Here is a 17084-nt window from a genome sequence, read left to right as displayed (position 1 = left end):
GGAGTTGGGCGCCGGCCGTGCGGGCGACGTCGTAGGCGGGCTGGTGGACGGTGGTGCGGGCGACCCTCGCCCGCCGTTCCCCGCGGATGGCCCACCATGGCTTCCAGCACCCGACCGGAGAGACGCGATGAGCATCCCTTGGCAGCGGTACGCGGACGAGCACGTCCGTACCGTCGACACCATGACGGCGGCGCTCCTGTTCGCCGCGTTCCTCTTCGGCAGCGAGATCCAACTGCCCGACGCGCACCGGCACGACTCGGTGCTCGCGACCATCGCACTGGCCGTCGTCTCCTGCGGGGCCCTGTTCTGGCAGCGCACCCACCCCCGAACGGTCGTCGCGGCCACCGCTCTCGGCGCCGCCTGCTCGGGCGCACTGGGCCACCTGCTCACGCCGCTGGTGCTGGCCCCGGTCATGCTCGCGCTGTTGCGGCTGGCGGTCGCCACCGACCGCGTCACCACGCGGGTCCTCTTCTTCGCCACCCTCGCCGTGGTGGTGACCTCGGCCGTCGTCGTCGACCCGAACCCCCATCCCTGGCCCCTCACGACCCTCGGCCCGGTCGCCTGGCTGCTGCTGCCCGTCGCCACCGGCACCACGGTCCGGATGCGCGGCGCCTACCTGGACGCCGTCCAGGCCCGTGCCGAGTACGCCGAGCGCAGCCGCGAGGAGGAGGCCCGCCACCGGGTGGCCGAGGAGCGGATGCGCATCGCCCGCGAACTCCACGACGTCGTCGCCCACCACCTCGCCCTGGCCAACGCCCAGGCGGGCACGGCGGCCCATCTGGCACATACCCATCCCGAGCAGGTCCGGAAGATCCTCACCGACCTCGCCGGTACGACGTCGTCGGCGCTGCGCGAGATGAAAGCCACCGTGGGTCTGCTGCGCCAACCGGACACCCCCGACGCGCCCTTGGCCCCGAGCCCCGGCCTCGGACAGCTCGCCGAACTGACGGTCACGGTCGCCTCCACGGGCCTGACGGTCCGGGTGACCACGGAGGGCCCGCCCCGGCCGCTGACACCGGGCGTGGACCTGACGGCGTACCGCATCGTGCAGGAGGCGCTGACCAACGTCGCCAAGCACGCCGAGGCCCGGGCGGCACAGGTGCGTCTGCACTACGGCGACGACCAACTGACCATCACCGTCACGGACGACGGCACCTCCACCGCCCCCGCGACGCCCGTCCCGGGCCACGGCTTCGGGCTGATCGGCATGCGCGAGCGCGCCCATTCGGTCGGCGGCGCCCTCCAGGCGGGCCATCGGCTGGAGGGCGGCTTCGAGGTGACCACGCGGCTGCCCCTGTACTCCACCGCTTCGTAGGGCGGGGCACCGCGACCATGAGACGACAGGAACCAACCCCATGACCATCCGCGTACTGCTCGCCGACGACCAGGCCCTGCTCCGGGCCACGTTCCGGATCCTCATCGACTCCTGCGACGACATGGAGGTGGTCGCCGAGGCCACCGACGGCGTCGAGGCCGTCGCGCTCGCCCGCACCCACCGCCCCGACCTCGTCCTGATGGACATCCGCATGCCCGGCACCGACGGCCTGGCCGCCACATCCACCATCTGCGCCGACCCCGAACTGGGCGGCACGCGCGTGCTGATCCTCACCACCTTCGAGATCGACGAGTACGTCGCCCAGGCGCTGCGAGCCGGTGCGAGCGGGTTCCTCGGCAAGGACGTGACGGCCGACGTGCTCCTCGACGGCATCCGGACCGTGGCCGCGGGCGAGTCGCTGCTGTCCCCGGCCGCCACGCGCGTACTGATCGGCCGCTTCCTGACGGCACCCGCGCGGGGTGCGCGGCTGGCGGGCGCCGACAACCTCTCCCCGCTGACCGCGCGCGAGCGGGAGGTGATGACCTGGGTGGCAGAGGGGCACTCCAACGAGGAGATCGCCGGGAAGCTCTTCGTCAGCCCGCTGACGGTCCGCACCCACGTCCACCGCGCCATGACGAAACTGGGCGCCCGCGACCGCGCCCAACTCGTCGTCATCGCCTACCAGTCGGGCCTGGTGCAGGCACCGCCTGCCGCGGAGCGCTGACGCGGAGACCTGCGGCGCCGGACGCCCAGGGCATCTCGCTCAGGTGCGGGACGAAGGCAGCGCCGCGCAGGCGAAGGCAGCGCCGTTCAGGGGAAACCGGCATGCTCCGGGCGTGCCGTGCGCGTGCCGGCCCGCCCCGGCGTCGACAACTGACCCGTGACCCTCCCCCTGATCCCGCCCATGCTCGCCACACCCGGCACCCTGCCGCCCGCCACGCAGGACGCCCACTGGGCCTACGAGACCAAGCAGGACGGCCAGCGGGTGGTGGCCTACCTCGAAGGCGACGGCAGTGTCCTGCTGCGGGCCCGGTCCGGGGAGGACATCACCGCCGCGTATCCCGAACTCCGGCCGCTGGCCACGGTGCTCGGCAGGACGACCGCCGTTCTCGACGGCGAGGTGCTGGCGCTGGACGAACAGGGCCGCGCGGACTTCCAGTTGCTGCAACCCCGGATGGGCCTCGCGCACGCGCCGGGACGAGCGGCGCGCCGGGCTGCACAGGCGCCCGTGCATCTCGTGCTGTTCGACCTGATGCACCTCGCGGGCCGCTCCCTCCTCAAGGTCCCCTACGCGGAACGCCGGGAGCAGTTGGCGGAGTTGGGCCTCACCGGTCCGCACTGGTCCACCCCCACCGCGCTCGTCGGACACGGCGAACAGGCCCTGCGCGCCACCCGCGAACACGGCCTGGAGGGACTCGTCTGCAAGCGACTGGACTCGGTGTACGAACCCGGCGTCCGCTCCCGGTCCTGGGTCAAGATCCGCAACATGCGCACCGAGGACGTGATCGTGGGCGGCTGGCTGCCGGGCAAGGGGCGGCTCTCGGGACTGCCGGGCGCGGTCCTCGTCGGGCAGCGGGCGGCGGGGCGGCTGCGGTACGTCGGCGGGGTGGGCACCGGCTGGAACGAGGCCGAACGCGCGGAGCTCGCCGCGTTGTTGAGCGCCGCCGGGACGGACGTATGCCCCTTCGACCCGGTGCCCGCGGTGCCGGGCGCGCGCTGGGTCGTGCCCCGGCTGGTCGGCGAGGTCCGCTACAGCACCCGCACCCGGGCCGGACTGCTGCGCCAGCCGTCCTGGCTGCGGCTGCGGCCCGACCTGGCGCCCGACGAGTCGGCGGCCGACCTTCCGGACGACCTCACCTGACGTGGTGTCACCAATCGGTCATTCACGGTCACTCGCCAACTATTGGGCTGCGCTTCACCACTGGGACGCCTGTGACCTCTTGGCTCGGCAGGGAAAACCCGGGATGCTGAACTCCCCTTCCCCCCACAGCCGTTGGGCTGCGCCCGCACACCCCCAGGAGGACGCAGTGTCGTCATCGACCTTCAAGACGCACCGCAGGAGATGGCTCACCGGATTCGTCGGTGCCGCCGCGCTCGTGATCGCCTTCCCCGCCGTCGCCTTCGCCGCTCCCCCGCCGCCGCTGCCGGCGAACGCCGAGGCCGCCGAGTTCACGTACCAGCCGGCCTTCGACTACGACACGGACGGCTGCTACTCCACCGCCGCCATCGGCCCCGACGGCTCGATCAACGGGGGCCTCAACCCGACCGGCGCCCTCAACGGGAACTGCCGGGACGCCTCCGACCTCGACGACACCAACACCTACTCGCGCTACAAGTGCAACAACGGCTGGTGCGCGTACATGTACGGCCTGTACTTCGAGAAGGACCAGGCACTCGCGGGCACCAGCATCGGCGGCCACCGGCACGACTGGGAGCATGTCGTCGTCTGGGTGCAGAACGGCACGATCCAGTACGTCTCGACGTCCAACCACGGCTCGTTCACCGTGCACGCGGCCTCCACGGTCCGCTTCGACGGCAGCCACGCGAAGATCGTCTACCACAAGGACGGCATCAGCACGCACTGCTTCCGGCTGGCCAACACCAACGACGAGCCGCCGGAGAACCACAAGGGCACCTGGCAGTACCCGCCGCTCGTCGGCTGGAACGGCTACCCCGCGGGTCTGCGCGACAAGCTGACCTCGTACGACTTCGGGAGCGCCAACTTCGGCCTGAAGGACGCCAGTTTCGCCTCGCACCTCTCGTCCGCGAAGCCCTCCGGCATCGCGTTCGACCCCAACGCCTGACCTGCTCGACGACGACGGCCCGCCCGAGGTTTCTCGGGCGGGCCGTCGTGCGTGCGTCACCGAGGCGTCAGCTGGAGCGCCCCGCCGGGTCGTGGACGACCGTGTCCCGGCCGGCGCCGGAGGACGGCCCGGTGCCGGACGATCCGCCGGTCGAGCCGCCCGACGTGTCCACCGGACGGTCCGCATGGCCGGGCCACCACGCCGCGTGGCCGATCAGCGCGGTGAGGCTCGGCGTGAAGAACATCGCCATCACGAAGGCGGCGACCGCGATGCCGAAGGACACCGCGAAGCCCATCTCCGTGAGCAGCGCGTTGCCCGCGAGCATCATCGTGGCGAAGGTTGCCGCGAGGATGAAGCCCGCCGCGGCCACGGTCGGTCCGGCGTGCCGCAGCGCCATGCTGGCCGCCTCGCGCGGATCTCGGCCCTCCCGGGCCTCCTCGCGGAGCCGGGCGATCATCAGGATATTGTAGTCGGTGCCGATGGCGACCACGAAGAGATACATGATCACCGGGAGCATGAACATCAGCCCCGAGTGTCCCTGCGCGTCCTGGAAGATCCAGACCGTGGCACCCAGGGTGGCACCGAACCCGAGGCCCACCGAGGCGATCAGGTAGAACGGCGCGACCACACTGCGCAGCAGCAGTCCCAGGATCAGCATGATCAGCAGGGCGGCGACGGGGAAGACCGTCCGGTAGTCGTGGTTGACCGCCGTGTCGATGTCCTTGTAGATCGAGGACATACCGCCGACCAGGGCCTTCGTACCGTCGGGTGCGTCGGCGTGCGCGACGTCCCGCACCCGGCCGACGGCGTCGATCGCCTTGTCCGTCGACGCCTCGTACTTGAGCGTGACGGTGAAGTCGGCGGTCGTGCCGTCCTTGTTGACCTGGCTCATCTTGGCGCTCGCGACACCGTCGACGGCCCCGAGCTTCTGGGCGTACGCGTCGAAGGTGCCCTCGTCGAGCGGCTGGCCGTCGGTGCTGGACAGGTAGACGTCGGTGGGGGCGGCGGCGCCCGCCGAGTACGCCTTCTGCATCTCGTCCTGGACGACCATCGACTCCTTGGTCTTGGGCATGGAGCCCGAGGCGAGGTCGAAGGTGGCCTTGTAGCCGAGCGTGCCGAGCGACAGGGCGAGCAGGATGAGTCCGGAGACCGCGGCGGTCAGTGCCGGGCGGCGCTGCACTCCGCGTCCGAGGGCGGCGAACCGGGCGTTCTGCGGCTCCCGTTGCCAGGTCTTGGAGGGCCAGAAGATCTTCGGCCCGATCAGCGAGACCACGGCCGGGATCAGGGTCAGGCCCGCGATCAGGGTGACGGTGACCGCGATGGCCAGCGCCGGGCCCATCTGCTTGAGGAAGCCGAGGGTCGACAGGATCAGCGCGAGGAAGGCGATGATGACCGCGCCCGCGGCCGAGGCGATGGCCTCGCCGACCCGGGCGACCGCGTTGACCATGGCCTCCTTCGGTTCGTCACCTGCCCGTAGCCGTTCTCGGTAACGGAACATCAGGAACAGGAAGTAGTCCGTGCCCACGCCGAACAGCACGACGATCAGGATCGACGAGATCGAGCTGTTGGCCTGGAGGTCGAACAGCTTGGTGGCGTACGCGATCAGGCCGTTGGCGATCGCGGCCACCAACCCGATCGTGATCAGGGGCAGGAAGGCGAGGATCGGCGCCCGGAAGATGATCAGCAGGGTCACCAGGATGATGACGAAGGTGCCGATGCCGATCAGCGCTTCACCGCGCTTGGACGAGTCCTGCTGGTCCAGGGCCTGCGCGGCGGAACCGCCGAGCTTGACGTCGAGGTCCGTGCCCTTGGTCAGCTGCTTGACGTCGTCGCGCAGCACCTTGGCCGCGTCGGCCTGTTTGGGCTGGCCGGCGTTCTTGCTGTCCATCTGGACCAGGGTCATGGTGTACCTGCCGTCGTCGGACGGCTGGCCGGGGACCACCTTCTGCACCTGGTCGATCTTCTTGTCGCCCAGCTCCGTGGTGATGCGGGCGACATCCTTCTTGTCCTCGGCGGTCAGCTTGGCACCGTCGGTGCGCTGGAACAGCGCGATCGCGGACGGGGTGAAGGCGCTGGGGAACGCCTTCTCCTGGAGATCCGCCGCTTTGATGGACTCGTAACTCTTGGGCAGGAAACTGCTCTCGTCGCTGTTCGAGGGCAGGCTGGGTGCGGTGGCGACAATGGCCACCGCGGCTATCAGCCATGCCACGATCGTCCAGACGGGATGACGGACGACAGCGGTGCCAATACTTCGGAACATGCGGGGGGTCCTCCTGGGAAGGAAGATCACCGCAGCCCGGGGAGCGGTCCCTGGCATCGGCGACCCCGACCGGCCCTCAGGGCACTCCTCCCGTCGGCCGGTCGACTGGTTTGTCTTCGCCCCACATCGTAGTGACCATGGCCCACGGGGCGCGCGTCGGTTTTTCTGCGCGGTGGGGCGGGTGCGACGCGGACCGCCGGGGGCGGCCCTCGAAAGATCTGCCCGCCCGTACGCCCGTCGGAGCGACTCCCGCGTGCGGCGCACCTGTGTCACAGAACATCGACAGCGCCAACCGGACCACCGGATCCCGTCTCTGGAAGGGTGCACCGACCGCACCGACCGAGGAGACATCCACCATGTCCGAGCCCTCCGCTTCCGTCGTCCGCCGTCTTCGTGGCCGGGCCACCGGACTCGCCGTGGTCGGTACGGCCCTCGCCCTCACCGCGCCGATGCCGGCGACGGCCGCGCCCGACCCGGTCTCCGTCCTGAAGTTCACCGTCAAGGAACGCAAGGACGCCCTCGCCTACTGGACGCCCGCCCGGATCAAGGCGGTCGGGAAGTCCGTGGACCTCGGTCCGACCGGGCCCAAGGCCAAGCCCTGGACGGGCACCGCGCTGAAGACCGTGGGGCGGCTGTTCTTCGTCAACGCGCGGGGCTACGACACCTGGTGCACGGCCACGGCGGTGAAGAGCGCCAACCGCTCCGCCGTGATGACCGCGGCCCACTGCGTGCGCCTGGGCTCGTCCCCGATGAACACCAACACCTCGATGGTGTTCGTCCCCGGCTACAGCAAGGGCAAGAAGCCGTACGGCGTGTTCGCGGTCCGCAACGCCGCGACCCCGCGCACCTGGGTGAACGACTCCACCGACGACCTGGCCACGCTGACCGTCGACCTGGACAAGAGCCGACGCAAGCTGACCGACGTCGTGGGCGGTCAGGCCATCGCCTTCAACCGCCCGGTCGGCGCCCCGGTCTCCGCCTTCGGTTACTCCGCCACCCACCCGCAGCTCGGCGAGGAACTCCTGTACTGCGTCGGCAAGCCGAAGAAGAAGCTCGGCATCCAGGCCATCCCGTGCGACCTGACCGGCGGCTCCAGCGGCGGCCCGTGGCTGGCCGGTTTCAACGCCGCCACCGGCAAGGGCACGCTCGTCTCGGTCAACAGCGGTCTGGACTCGCTGACTCCGACCGAGATGCAGGGTGAGGTCTTCGGGTCGTTGGCCAAGAAGGTGTACGACCGGGCCCAGAACAGCTGACGCCGGGATCCCGTGTCCGCCGCGGCGCCTACTTCCCCTCGACCAGGGCGTCTCCGAGGGCGGTTCGGCAGTACAGGACGTAGTAGCCCTGTCGGCGGGAGTCGAGCAGGCCCGCCTCGCGCAGGGTCGTGAGGTGGGCGGACACCGTGGAGGGCGCCAGGCCGTGCCGGTCCGCCAGTTCGGTGGTCGAGGCGGGCGTGGTGAGGCCGGTGAGGACGGCGGCGCGTTGGTGGCCGAGGAGACGGGCGAGGGCCTCGGGCGGGCGGGACGGCGGGAGTTGGTGGAGGCGGCCCATGCCGAGGGCCGGGTAGAGGACCGTCGGCTGCCAAGGTCGGGCGAAGCCGCTCACCACGTCCGGCCACACGAAGACGCTCGGCATGAGCAACACGCCCCTCCCGTCGGCCCGTTGGGCGTCGTCGTGGTCGCCGGTCATGCGCAGGGTGAGGGTGTGGTCGGCCCACTCGATGCCGGAATGCAGTCCGGCGAGCACCGCGTCGAGGCCGCCGTCGGCGGCCTGGCGTGAGCGGTGGGCGATGTCGGCCTCCAGGACGGCGCGGTGGCGCGGCCAGTCGGGGGCGAGCAGTACGTGCCAGGCCAGTTCGGTGAGGTCGGCGAGGCGACGCAGGGTGCCGGTCGGGTCGTCGAGCGCGGCGCGGCCCCGCGGCGACTCGGCGAGGCCCGGTGTGCAGGCGAGGGAACGGGCCATCTCGGCTCGGGCCAGATCGGGATCGGTGGCCCGCATCCGGGCCAACTCCTCCTCGATGGAGGGGTACGGCTCTTCCGGAGGCGGCCCCAGACAGTCCGGGGTGTAGCCGCCGGCGGGCGGCATGAACAGCCACAGGGGCGTCAGGTCCAGGTCCGCCACCGTACGGCGTACCCGGCGCAGCCAGCCGTGGTGGTAGCCGTGCCGGGCCGGGCGGCGCAGCAGGCGCAGCGCCTCGTGCGTCTGGCACAGCGGCGAGATCGCGAACCGGCAGCGCGTCAGGTCGTCGGTGCCCAGGTGCAGGGTCAGCGGCAAGGCGGCCTCCGTGAGCGATTCGGCCCGGATCGAAACAGTAGATGCCCACCGCAGGTCGCAGCACGCTTGCCCCCGGGTTCCGGCACCTTCGCCGGTCCACCGATACTCCGGAGGGCACCTGGATGGGCAGCGTACGTCCGGCCGCGTGGCGCAGGGGCGCCGTCGTCGCGGCGCTGATGCTGGCGGCGTTCACCTTCAACACCACCGAGAACATTCCCGTCGGCCTGCTCTCGCTCATGGCCGACGACCTCAAGGTGTCGCTCACGGCCGTGGGCGCGCTGGTCACCGGGTACGGGCTGACGGTGGCCGTGGTGTCGCTGCCGATCGTGCACGCCACCCGGTCCGTGCCGCGCAGGTACCTCATGAGCGGGCTGCTGGGGCTGCTCGCGTTGGCCAGTTGGGCGACGGCACTGGGCTCGGTCTCGTACGGGCTGCTGCTGGCTGCCCGGGTGGTGACCGCGTCGGCCCAGGCCGCGTTCTGGGCGGTCATGGGTCCGGTCGCGGTGGGGCTCTTCCCGCCCGAACGGCGCGGCCGTGTCATCGGGTTGCTGTCGGTCGGCGGATCGCTGGCCACGGTGCTCGGTGTGCCGGCCGGCACCTGGCTGGGCGGACGGACCGGCTGGCAGACGCCGTTCGCGGTGCTCGGCGCCCTCGCGCTCGTCTCGCTGATCGCCGTCGTCGTCCTCCTGCCGACCTCCCGTCCGCAGGAAAGTCATGCGGCGTACGGTGCCGCCCCGGACCGGCGCCGGTTCCTCACCGTCCTCGCCACCACCGCCCTGTCGGTCACCGGCGTCTACGCCGGGTTCACGTACATCGCCGCCTTCATGGACGAGGTCAGCGGGTTCGGCGAGGACGCGGTGAGCGGCGTGCTGTTCGCGTTCGGCGCGGCATGTCTGGTCGGTATCACCGTGACCGGGCCACTGCTCGACCGCTATCCGCGGGCCACGCTCACCGTGCCGGTGGCGACACAGGCGGCGGCGCTGCTCGGCCTGTACGCGGGCGGCGGCAGCCAGGTGGCGACCGTGCTGCTGCTGATGGTGCTGGGGGCCTCGGTCGGGCCTGTGTTCATGGCCACGCAGAGTCAGGTGCTGCACACCGCGCCGGGCCGCACCGAGACCGCGCTGGCGGCCAACTCGGCCGCTTTCAACGTGGGAGTGGCCGCGGGCGCGCTCCTCGGTGGCGCGTTGCTCCCGCTGGTCGAGGTGCGCGGAACCGTCCTGGTCGGAGGGCTGCTGTCGGTGGGCGCGCTCGCGATCCTGACCTGGCCGCGGTCCGAAGCGGCGGCCGCGGCCGCGGAACCCCAGCCACAGTAGACGGCCTTCGCCGCCTCGGTGGCAGGAGAGTGAGAATCGTCCCGTCCCGTGCGGACGCCCCTCCGTGAAGGTCTATCGTGTCCGCATGTCCGTGCCCGAACTGATCCGTATCGTCTCCCGCGACTCGCCCATGGCGCTCGCCCAAGTGGAGCGCGTCCGCGCCGAGTTGACGGCCCTGCACCCCGGTGTGCGCACCGAGGTCGTGCCGGTGAAGACGACCGGTGACAAGTGGATGGGCGATCTCTCCCAGGTGGAGGGCAAGGGGGCGTTCACCAAGGAGGTCGACGCCGCGCTGCTGGCCGGCGAGGCCGATCTCGCGGTGCACTGCGTCAAGGACGTGCCCGCGGACCGGCCGCTGCCGGCGGGGACGACGTTCGCGGCGTTCCTGAAGCGCGACGACATCCGCGACGCCCTGATCCACCCGGGCGGACTCACCCTCGACGAACTCCCCGCCGGTACGCGGATCGGCACCTCCTCGGTGCGCCGGATCGCCCAGCTCCTGGCCACCCACCCGCACTTGGAGTGCGTGCCCTTCCGCGGCAACGCCAACCGGCGGCTAGCGAAGCTGGCGGCCGGGGAGGCGGACGCGGCGATCCTCGCGGTGTCCGGCCTGGAGCGCATCGGCCGTATGGACGTGGTCAGCGAGGTGCTCTCGGCGGAGACGATGATGCCGCCGATCGGCGCGGGCATCCTGGCGCTCCAGTGCCGCGAGGGCGACAGCGAACTCATCGACGCCGTCAGCGGTCTCGGCGATCCGGACACGCACCGGGAGGCCACAGCGGAGCGGATGTTCCTGCACGTCCTGCAGGGCCACTGCAACAGTCCGATCGCCGGCTACGCGCGCGTGGACCACGGGGACGAACTGTCGCTGCGGGCCTGCGTGTTCACCCCGGACGGCAAGACGCGGCTCAACGCCCACGAGTGGGCCGGCCGCCTCGACCCAGCGACCCTGGGTACGTCGGTGGCCGTGGCCCTGCTGCGTCAGGGCGCGCGCGAGATCATCGACGGCATCCCGCACTAGCCTCGGACCACAGCGAGCCCGAGGTGTCCTGGCTCAGCCCGGCTTGACCGCCCGCGTCGCGAAATAGTGCGACATGTATTCAGCGGATGCGTTGGAGTGGTGCGGCGCTTCCGCGAAGCCGGTGAGGACGAACCCCGCGGCGAGTTGCCCGCCGATCTGGTCGGTCAGGGTGTGGCTGTATTCGAGAGGGGCATCCGCGCCGAACTTCGCGGCGCGTTCCTCGGCGGAGTACTGCGTGACATCGCTGTAGGGCAGCTTGTGCACGACGATCAGCTCGCCGCGCTCGTCGAGCGCCTCGTGGTCGAACAAGTACGCGTCAGGGTTGAGGAAGCCCGCGAGCAGAGTTCCGCCCGGTCGCAGGACGCGGAAGCACTCACGCCATACCGGTGCCAGGTCCGGCACGAACAGGTTGGAGACCGGATGGAACACGACGTCGAAGGTCGCGTCGCCGAAGGCGCCGAGGTCGCGCATGTCGCCCTGGACGGTGCGCAGTTCGAGTCCGTCGCGCTCCGCCACCAGCCGGTCCTGGCCGAGCTGGCCGGGTGAGTTGTCGAACACGGTGACCCGCGCCCCCGCGGCGGCGAGGATCGGACCCTGCTGGCCACCGCCGGAGGCCAGGCACAACACGTCCTTGCCGGTCAGGTCCGTCGGGAGCCAGGAGCGGTCGACCGGCTCGTGCCCGACGAGAACGATCGACCAGTCGCCCGTGCGGGCGCGCTCGACAGCCTCGGAACTCACCGGCGTCGACCACTCGTTGCCCTCTTGGACGCACTTGTCCCAGGCCGCCCGATTGTGGGCAACCGGGTCGACGACAATGTCCTCCACGTTCAACTCCCTGCTACAGCCAAGCGGACACCTGCGGTACCGACAGGTCGGTGTCGCCAGCCAACACGATCACAGGGTGCGGGCTCAACGGAATTCAGGCGGTGCCTTCCTCCGCCTGCCCCCGCAGGAAGTTGCTCACCTGATGGGCCAGGCCCTCGCGGCCGGCGCCCGCGTGCGCGCACGGGGATCCTTCGTCGAGGCCGACGCCGCCCGCCCACAGCCGGCGGTCGGTCCACTCCTCGTCGACCCGCAGCTGGATCTGCACGTCCACCTGGCTGAGGGAGGCCTCGGGACCGGCCGCGTAGAGCACGGCGGTGGCCCGGCGCAGCGGGTAGACGTCGAAGCCCTCGATGAACTGCGAGTTGCGCCAGTCGATGAACGCGGCCTCGCCGTCGGGCCCGATGCGTACGTCGATCTGGCCGTCCTCAAGGTGGATGCCGTAGTGCCGGTTGCCGCGGTTCTCGACGGTCACGCGGACGCTGAAGTACGTCAGCTCGGCGGCGGCGTCGTCCCGGCCGCGCGGCGGCTCGGCCGCTTCCAGACGGTGGACGCGGACACGCAGACCGGCGTGCTCGTCGTACTCCTGCCAGTCACCGACCACGTTCGGCTCGTGCACGGTCCACCTCTCCACCTCAGAGAGCTGCTTCCTATCTGTGTGCTCAGCGCACTGTCAAATGAGCAGAATGCGCTGTGGCCAGCCTATTCACCCCCTTTGATCAGCGATCAAGCCGTGCGCAGCAGGAATCGCCACACACGCCCCGGCGCACGCACGCGGGCGCGTGCCGCACATCACGTCTTCGGCCATGATCAGCGGGCCAGCCGGCCGAGCAGCGAGGAGGCCGCGGCGATGCCCAGCGCGGCGGCCACGGCGAGCACCCCGAAGTCGAGCGCGAGATGAGCGGGCGTGCCCAGCAGCAGCCCGCGCAGGGCGTCGACTTCGTAGCTCAGCGGGTTGACCTTGCTGACCACTTGGAGCCAGCCGGGCATCACCGAGACGGGGTAGAGGGCGTTGGAGCCGAAGAACAGCGGCATGGTGATGGCCTGTCCGAAGCCCATCAGCCGGTCGCGGCTCAGCACGATGCCGGCGATGGTCATCGACAGGCAGGAGAAGAAGGCCGATCCGAGGATCACGACCGCCCCGACGCCGAGCAGTTTGAGCGGGTTCCAGGTGAGCGACACCCCGAGGAGCGCGGCGATGACGATGACGACGACGGCCTGGATCAGCGACTTCACGCCGGCGGCGAAGGCCTTGCCGGTGATCAGCGCCGAGCGCGGAGTCGGGGTCACGAGCAGCTTGTTGAGGATGCCCGCGTCCCGCTCCCAGATGATCTGGATGCCGTAGAAGATGGCGATGAACATCGCGGACTGGGCGATGATGCCGGGCGCCAGGTAGTCGATGTAGGGGATGCCGGGGGTGGGGATCGCCTTGATGCGGGTGAAGGTCTGACCGAAGATCAGCAGCCACAGGGCGGGCTGGACCGCGCGGGTGTAGAGCTCGGTGCGGTCGTGGCTGAGCTTCTGCAGTTCGACGGCGCACATCGCCAGCACCCGGGCGGGCAGCAGGCGCCAGCCGGAGCGCGGCTCGGGCGGGCGCAGCAGCAGGTTGATGCCGTCGGGGTCGAGGCGGTCAGCCGACACGGTTCGCGGTGCGGCGGGTGCTTCGGACATCGCGGAAACCTCCTGACTGGTCGTCGAGTCCGCTGCCCGCGACCTCGCGGAAGACGTCCTCCAGGGTGGGCAGCGGGGCGTCGGCCGGGGCGCCCTCGGCGCGTCGGCGCTCGCCCAGCCCCTCCCTGAGCTGGATGGGCGTGCCGAGGGCCCGGATGCGGCCGCGGTGCATGAGGCCGACCCGGTCGCAGTACTGGTCGGCCTCGTCCATGTAGTGGGTGGTCACCAGCACGGTCATGCCGGTGGCGGCGCGTACAGCGTTGATGTGCTCCCACACGCCGGTGCGGGCGATCGGGTCGAGGCCGATGGTCGGTTCGTCGAGGATCAGCAGCCTGGGTGCGCTGACCAGGGCCTGGGCGAGTTCGAGCCGGCGCACCATGCCGCCGGAGTAGGTACTGGCGAGTCGGCCCGCGGCCTCGGTGAGGTCGACGGCGGTCAGCGCCTGCTCGACCCGTGCGGCGCGCTCGCGGCGGGGCACGTCGAAGACGCGGGCGAACAGGGCGACGTTCTCCCGGCCGGTGAGTCCCGCGTCGGCGGACAGCTGCTGCGGTACGTATCCCAGCAGTCGGCGCACGGCCATGCGGTCCCCGGCCGCGTCGTTGCCGAACACGTGGACCATGCCGGCGGGGACCGGCAGCAGGGTGGTGATGCACCTGATGGCCGTGGTCTTTCCGGCGCCGTTGGGGCCGAGCAGTCCGAAGACCTCGCCCTCCCCCACCGACAGGTCGAGTCCGGCCACGGCTTTGGTCTCGCCGAAGGTGTAGGTCAGTCCGGTGCAGGTCACGGCGTCGTGCCGCGCGTCTACAGGGTCGCGTGTCATGACTCCTCGGCCTCCTCGTGCAGGTTGTCGGCCAATGCGCGCAGGGCGGGAATCGCCGCGTCCAGCGCCTCCCGGTGCGCCTCGTCGAGCCGGGCCAGTCCGCCGCGTACGAGTTCGGCGCGCCGTTTGCGCCACGCGTCGAGCCGCGCGTGGGCGGCGGGGGTCGGCAGCAGGCGGGCGGCGCGCCGGTCGGCGGGGTCGGTCTCGCGGACCAGATAGCCCTGCCGGGAGAGCTGGTTGACCAGCGTGGACACCGAGTTGCTCGCCAGGTACAGGTCTTTGGCCGCGTCGGAGATGCCGATGCCGGGCTGGTTCACGACCAGGCGCAGCAGTTCCACCTCAGCCCCGCGCAACTGCGGCGCGATCTGCGAGCGCAGGCGACGGCGGAGGAGCCGCTGGACACCGATGAGAGCGTCCATCAGCTCGTCCGGGGAGGTCTCCGGTGCCAGGTCGGGTTCCGCGTCAGATTCCACATCTGGAGATTACCTCTGTAGCAGAGGTAATGAACCCAAGGGATGGTCAAGCGCGCAGGACGGCTGAACACCACGTCGAGGCGGCGCCGTAACGACCGCCAATGTCCGAATTGTTTCGAACACCCGGAACCCGGGAATCCGCATCTCAGTGCTTCGGACAGGAGGCACGTCCGTGGGAGCCCGCCGGCCGGGCCCCGGGTGTCCTCCTGGAGCTCCGAGCACGCGCCTCCCACGGTGTCCGTCCATCCGGCACCGGCTGAGGGAAGTGCGCGCCATGCGTATCGCCACCGGCAGAACGAAACCCCACCCGCACGACGACGCCCCGGACACCGCCGCGGCCTTCGAACGGCTCACGCGACTGCCCGAGGGACCCGACCGCAGCGCGCTGCGGGACGAGCTGGTCCGGGCCTGGCTGCCCATGGCCGAGCGGATCGCCGTCCGGTTCAGGGGGCGCGGCGAGTCCCTGGAGGACCTCTACCAGGTCGCCGCGCTGGGCCTGCTCAAGGCCGTCGACCACTACGACCCGGCCCGCGGCCACGCCTTCGAGGCCTACGCGGTGCCCACGATCACCGGCGAGGTCAAACGGCACTTCCGCGACCACACCTGGACCCTGCACGTGCCGCGCCGGGTCCAGGACCTGCGCAATCGGGTGCGCAAGGCCGTGAAGGAGCTGGCGCAGACGATCCCGGGCCGGTCCCCGACCGTCGCCGAGATCGCCGAGCACACGCAACTGACCGAGGCCGAGGTGCGGACCGGGTTGGAGGCCATCGACTGCTACTCCGCGCTGTCGCTGGACGCGGAGATGCCCGGCACCGACAGCTACACGCTGGGCGACGCGATCGGCGGACCCGACCCGGCCTACGACACCGTCCTGGACCGCGTGACCGTGGAGCCGTCTCTGCGGGCGCTGCCCGAGCGCGAGCGGACCATCCTCTATCTGCGCTTCTTCCGGGGCATGACGCAGAAGCACATCGCGCAGCAGCTGGGCATCTCGCAGATGCACGTCTCCCGCCTGCTGAGCGGCTGCTGCGCGCAGGTGCGCGAGGAAGTGCTCACCCAGGCCGGCTGAACCGGGCCGTCCGCCCCCGGCGCCTCACGGCTCGGTCGGAGCGCCGGGGACCTGGGTCGGGCCGTACCGGTCCAGGGCGTCCTCCAGCTCGGCGCGGATCTCCGGGGGCATGGCTCCGCTGCGGCCCCAGACGAGGATCAGCTCGGCCACGTTGCGCAGCTTGATGTTGGTGTGCTGGGAGACCTCCTTGAGCACCTCCCAGCCCTCGTCCGGTGTGACCCGGCCGAGGGCGACGATCATTCCGATCGCCTGGTCGACGACGGCGTGCGAGGAGACGGCCTCCTTGAGCTGATGGACCTCCTCCTGCAGCGCGAAGATGCGGTCCGGGTCGCCGTCCGTGGACATCGTCGCCTCCACATGGTCGCCTCGGGCACTGTTCCGGTCTCCCACCATCGTCGTCACTCGCCCGGCCGTGTGCCACCCGGCGGACGCACAGCTCGACCACCCTCGGCCGGGGTACTCGGCAGGCGCCCGGACCGGTTCCGGCCGGACACTGTTAGCGGACCGGTGACCGCCGGTCGACGAGACCAGGACGCGAGTGCCATGAACCACGACACGACCCGCCCCGACACCGAGCCGAGGACCACCTCCACCCATTCCGTGTTCGGCGCCCCCTGCTGGGTGAGCCTGACCAGCCGCGATCTGGACGCCACCGAGACGTTCTACGGAGCCGTCCTGGGCTGGCGATGGCGGACCGCGAGCCTCGGCGACCGCTTCCGGATCGCGCTGGCCGACGGCACGCCCGTCGCCGGGGTCGCCGCCGTCGCGACCATGTGGCAGATGGCGGTGGCGTGGACGCCGTACTTCGCCGCGCGCGACGCGGACGACGCCGTGGCGAGGGTGAAGGAACGCGGCGGGACGACCGCGGTCGGGCCGATCTCCTTCACGACCGGGCGGGCGGCGCTGCTGGCCGACCGGGACGGCGCAACCTTCGGCATCTGGGAGGGCCAGCTCGTCGCGCACTGGGAGAGGTGGCGCCGGGCGGCCCCGACCTTCATCCGGCTGCACACGCGCGACGCGTTCGCCGCCGCCATCTTCTACGGCGAGGTCCTGGACTGGGCGTCCGGGCGGCCCGGCGGCGTGGAGGTCCAGTACGAGGGCGGCGAGGTCGTGCTGCGCAGCGAGGACACGATCGTGGCGCGCATCGACTCCGGCGCTCTGGGAGCCGCCCCCGATCCCACGCTCCGGCCCCACTGGCGGGTCCACTTCGTGGTCGCGGACGTCGGGGCGTGCGTCCGGGCCGCC

General features: G+C 71.1%; 17 protein-coding genes. 9 read left to right on the top strand and 8 right to left on the bottom strand.

All coding sequences use genetic code 11. The features are described 5' to 3' along the window. The first annotated feature begins 127 nt into the window (after window positions 1-127). From ACWDR3_RS42565 to ACWDR3_RS42550, 4 genes are all read left to right on the top strand, one after another. Window positions 128-1315 (top strand): sensor histidine kinase, encoded by a 1188-nt coding sequence (locus ACWDR3_RS42565; RefSeq protein WP_450357980.1) that lies wholly within the window; start codon window positions 128-130, stop codon window positions 1313-1315. Window positions 1316-1355: 40 nt separating this feature from the next. Continuing rightward, window positions 1356-2039, top strand: coding sequence for a response regulator (locus ACWDR3_RS42560; RefSeq protein ID WP_450357979.1), 684 nt, complete (start codon window positions 1356-1358; stop codon window positions 2037-2039). A 156-nt stretch (window positions 2040-2195) separates the two neighbouring features. Then, on the top strand, window positions 2196-3176 hold the full coding sequence (gene ligD / locus ACWDR3_RS42555) for a non-homologous end-joining DNA ligase (RefSeq protein WP_450357978.1): 981 nt from the start codon (window positions 2196-2198) through the stop codon (window positions 3174-3176). Between the two features lie 166 nt (window positions 3177-3342). Continuing rightward, the gene (locus ACWDR3_RS42550; protein ID WP_450357977.1) at window positions 3343-4119 is read left to right on the top strand and encodes an NPP1 family protein; all 777 of its coding nucleotides are present in this window, start codon (window positions 3343-3345) and stop codon (window positions 4117-4119) included. A gap of 67 nt (window positions 4120-4186) precedes the next feature. On the opposite strand, the gene ACWDR3_RS42545 is transcribed toward ACWDR3_RS42550, so the two are convergent. Beyond that, a complete protein-coding gene (locus tag ACWDR3_RS42545) occupies window positions 4187-6379 on the bottom strand; it encodes an MMPL family transporter (RefSeq protein ID WP_450357976.1) in 2193 nt (730 codons plus the stop codon). Window positions 6380-6735: 356 nt separating this feature from the next. On the opposite strand from ACWDR3_RS42545, the gene ACWDR3_RS42540 reads away from it, so the two are divergent. Beyond that, a complete protein-coding gene (locus ACWDR3_RS42540) occupies window positions 6736-7632 on the top strand; it encodes a trypsin-like serine peptidase (RefSeq protein ID WP_450357975.1) in 897 nt (298 codons plus the stop codon). A 28-nt stretch (window positions 7633-7660) separates the two neighbouring features. Here ACWDR3_RS42540 and ACWDR3_RS42535 read toward each other — a convergent pair whose 3' ends face one another. Then, window positions 7661-8650, bottom strand: coding sequence for a DUF5937 family protein (locus ACWDR3_RS42535; RefSeq protein WP_450357974.1), 990 nt, complete (start codon window positions 8648-8650; stop codon window positions 7661-7663). Between the two features lie 122 nt (window positions 8651-8772). On the opposite strand from ACWDR3_RS42535, the gene ACWDR3_RS42530 reads away from it, so the two are divergent. Together ACWDR3_RS42530 and hemC are read left to right on the top strand one after the other, a co-directional pair. Next, on the top strand, window positions 8773-9963 hold the full coding sequence (locus tag ACWDR3_RS42530; RefSeq protein ID WP_450357973.1) for an MFS transporter: 1191 nt from the start codon (window positions 8773-8775) through the stop codon (window positions 9961-9963). 85 nt (window positions 9964-10048) lie between these two features. Further along, window positions 10049-10984, top strand: a complete 936-nt coding sequence (gene hemC / locus ACWDR3_RS42525; protein WP_450357972.1) for a hydroxymethylbilane synthase — start codon at window positions 10049-10051, stop codon at window positions 10982-10984. A 33-nt stretch (window positions 10985-11017) separates the two neighbouring features. Here the strand turns inward: hemC and ACWDR3_RS42520 are convergent, their stop codons facing one another. The 5 genes from ACWDR3_RS42520 to ACWDR3_RS42500 form a co-directional block, all read right to left on the bottom strand. Then, a complete protein-coding gene (locus ACWDR3_RS42520; RefSeq protein ID WP_450357971.1) occupies window positions 11018-11809 on the bottom strand; it encodes a class I SAM-dependent methyltransferase in 792 nt (263 codons plus the stop codon). 94 nt (window positions 11810-11903) lie between these two features. Beyond that, complete coding sequence (locus ACWDR3_RS42515) at window positions 11904-12425, bottom strand: hypothetical protein (protein ID WP_450357970.1); 522 nt, start codon at window positions 12423-12425, stop codon at window positions 11904-11906. Window positions 12426-12616: 191 nt separating this feature from the next. Further along, a complete protein-coding gene (locus ACWDR3_RS42510; RefSeq protein ID WP_450357969.1) occupies window positions 12617-13477 on the bottom strand; it encodes an ABC transporter permease in 861 nt (286 codons plus the stop codon). Then, complete coding sequence (locus tag ACWDR3_RS42505; RefSeq protein ID WP_450357968.1) at window positions 13437-14297, bottom strand: ABC transporter ATP-binding protein; 861 nt, start codon at window positions 14295-14297, stop codon at window positions 13437-13439. Before ACWDR3_RS42505 ends, ACWDR3_RS42510 begins: the two co-directional genes overlap by 41 nt. Further along, on the bottom strand, window positions 14294-14746 hold the full coding sequence (locus ACWDR3_RS42500; RefSeq protein ID WP_450357981.1) for a MarR family winged helix-turn-helix transcriptional regulator: 453 nt from the start codon (window positions 14744-14746) through the stop codon (window positions 14294-14296). The genes ACWDR3_RS42505 and ACWDR3_RS42500 overlap by 4 nt, the downstream gene beginning before the upstream one ends. Window positions 14747-15044: 298 nt before the next feature. Between ACWDR3_RS42500 and ACWDR3_RS42495 the strand changes: the two genes are divergently transcribed. Then, on the top strand, window positions 15045-15839 hold the full coding sequence (locus tag ACWDR3_RS42495; protein ID WP_450357967.1) for an RNA polymerase sigma factor SigF: 795 nt from the start codon (window positions 15045-15047) through the stop codon (window positions 15837-15839). Between the two features lie 24 nt (window positions 15840-15863). On the opposite strand, the gene ACWDR3_RS42490 is transcribed toward ACWDR3_RS42495, so the two are convergent. Further along, window positions 15864-16184, bottom strand: a complete 321-nt coding sequence (locus ACWDR3_RS42490) for an ANTAR domain-containing protein (protein ID WP_450357966.1) — start codon at window positions 16182-16184, stop codon at window positions 15864-15866. A 198-nt stretch (window positions 16185-16382) separates the two neighbouring features. Here ACWDR3_RS42490 and ACWDR3_RS42485 point away from each other — a divergent pair. Continuing rightward, on the top strand, window positions 16383-17084 hold a 702-nt coding region (locus ACWDR3_RS42485), incomplete at its 3' end, for a VOC family protein (protein ID WP_450357965.1).

The sequence above is a fragment of the Streptomyces sp. NPDC001002 genome (genome assembly GCF_053599215.1).
Note: the sequence above shows the minus strand (reverse complement) of the source record. Positions and strands in the feature narration are given on the sequence as shown.

Excerpts from the sequence above, each read along its gene's own strand:
- ACWDR3_RS42510 (WP_450357969.1), bottom strand. The coding sequence starts at position 13,477 with ATGTCCGAAGCACCCGCCGCACCGCGAACCGTGTCGGCTGACCGCCTC.
- ACWDR3_RS42560 (WP_450357979.1), top strand. The coding sequence starts at position 1,356 with ATGACCATCCGCGTACTGCTCGCCGACGACCAGGCCCTGCTCCGGGCC.
- ACWDR3_RS42490 (WP_450357966.1), bottom strand. The coding sequence starts at position 16,184 with ATGTCCACGGACGGCGACCCGGACCGCATCTTCGCGCTGCAGGAGGAG.
- hemC (WP_450357972.1), top strand. The coding sequence starts at position 10,049 with ATGTCCGTGCCCGAACTGATCCGTATCGTCTCCCGCGACTCGCCCATG.
- ACWDR3_RS42530 (WP_450357973.1), top strand. The coding sequence starts at position 8,773 with ATGGGCAGCGTACGTCCGGCCGCGTGGCGCAGGGGCGCCGTCGTCGCG.
- ACWDR3_RS42495 (WP_450357967.1), top strand. The coding sequence starts at position 15,045 with ATGCGTATCGCCACCGGCAGAACGAAACCCCACCCGCACGACGACGCC.
- ACWDR3_RS42505 (WP_450357968.1), bottom strand. The coding sequence starts at position 14,297 with ATGACACGCGACCCTGTAGACGCGCGGCACGACGCCGTGACCTGCACC.
- ACWDR3_RS42565 (WP_450357980.1), top strand. The coding sequence starts at position 128 with ATGAGCATCCCTTGGCAGCGGTACGCGGACGAGCACGTCCGTACCGTC.
- ACWDR3_RS42545 (WP_450357976.1), bottom strand. The coding sequence starts at position 6,379 with ATGTTCCGAAGTATTGGCACCGCTGTCGTCCGTCATCCCGTCTGGACG.
- ACWDR3_RS42540 (WP_450357975.1), top strand. The coding sequence starts at position 6,736 with ATGTCCGAGCCCTCCGCTTCCGTCGTCCGCCGTCTTCGTGGCCGGGCC.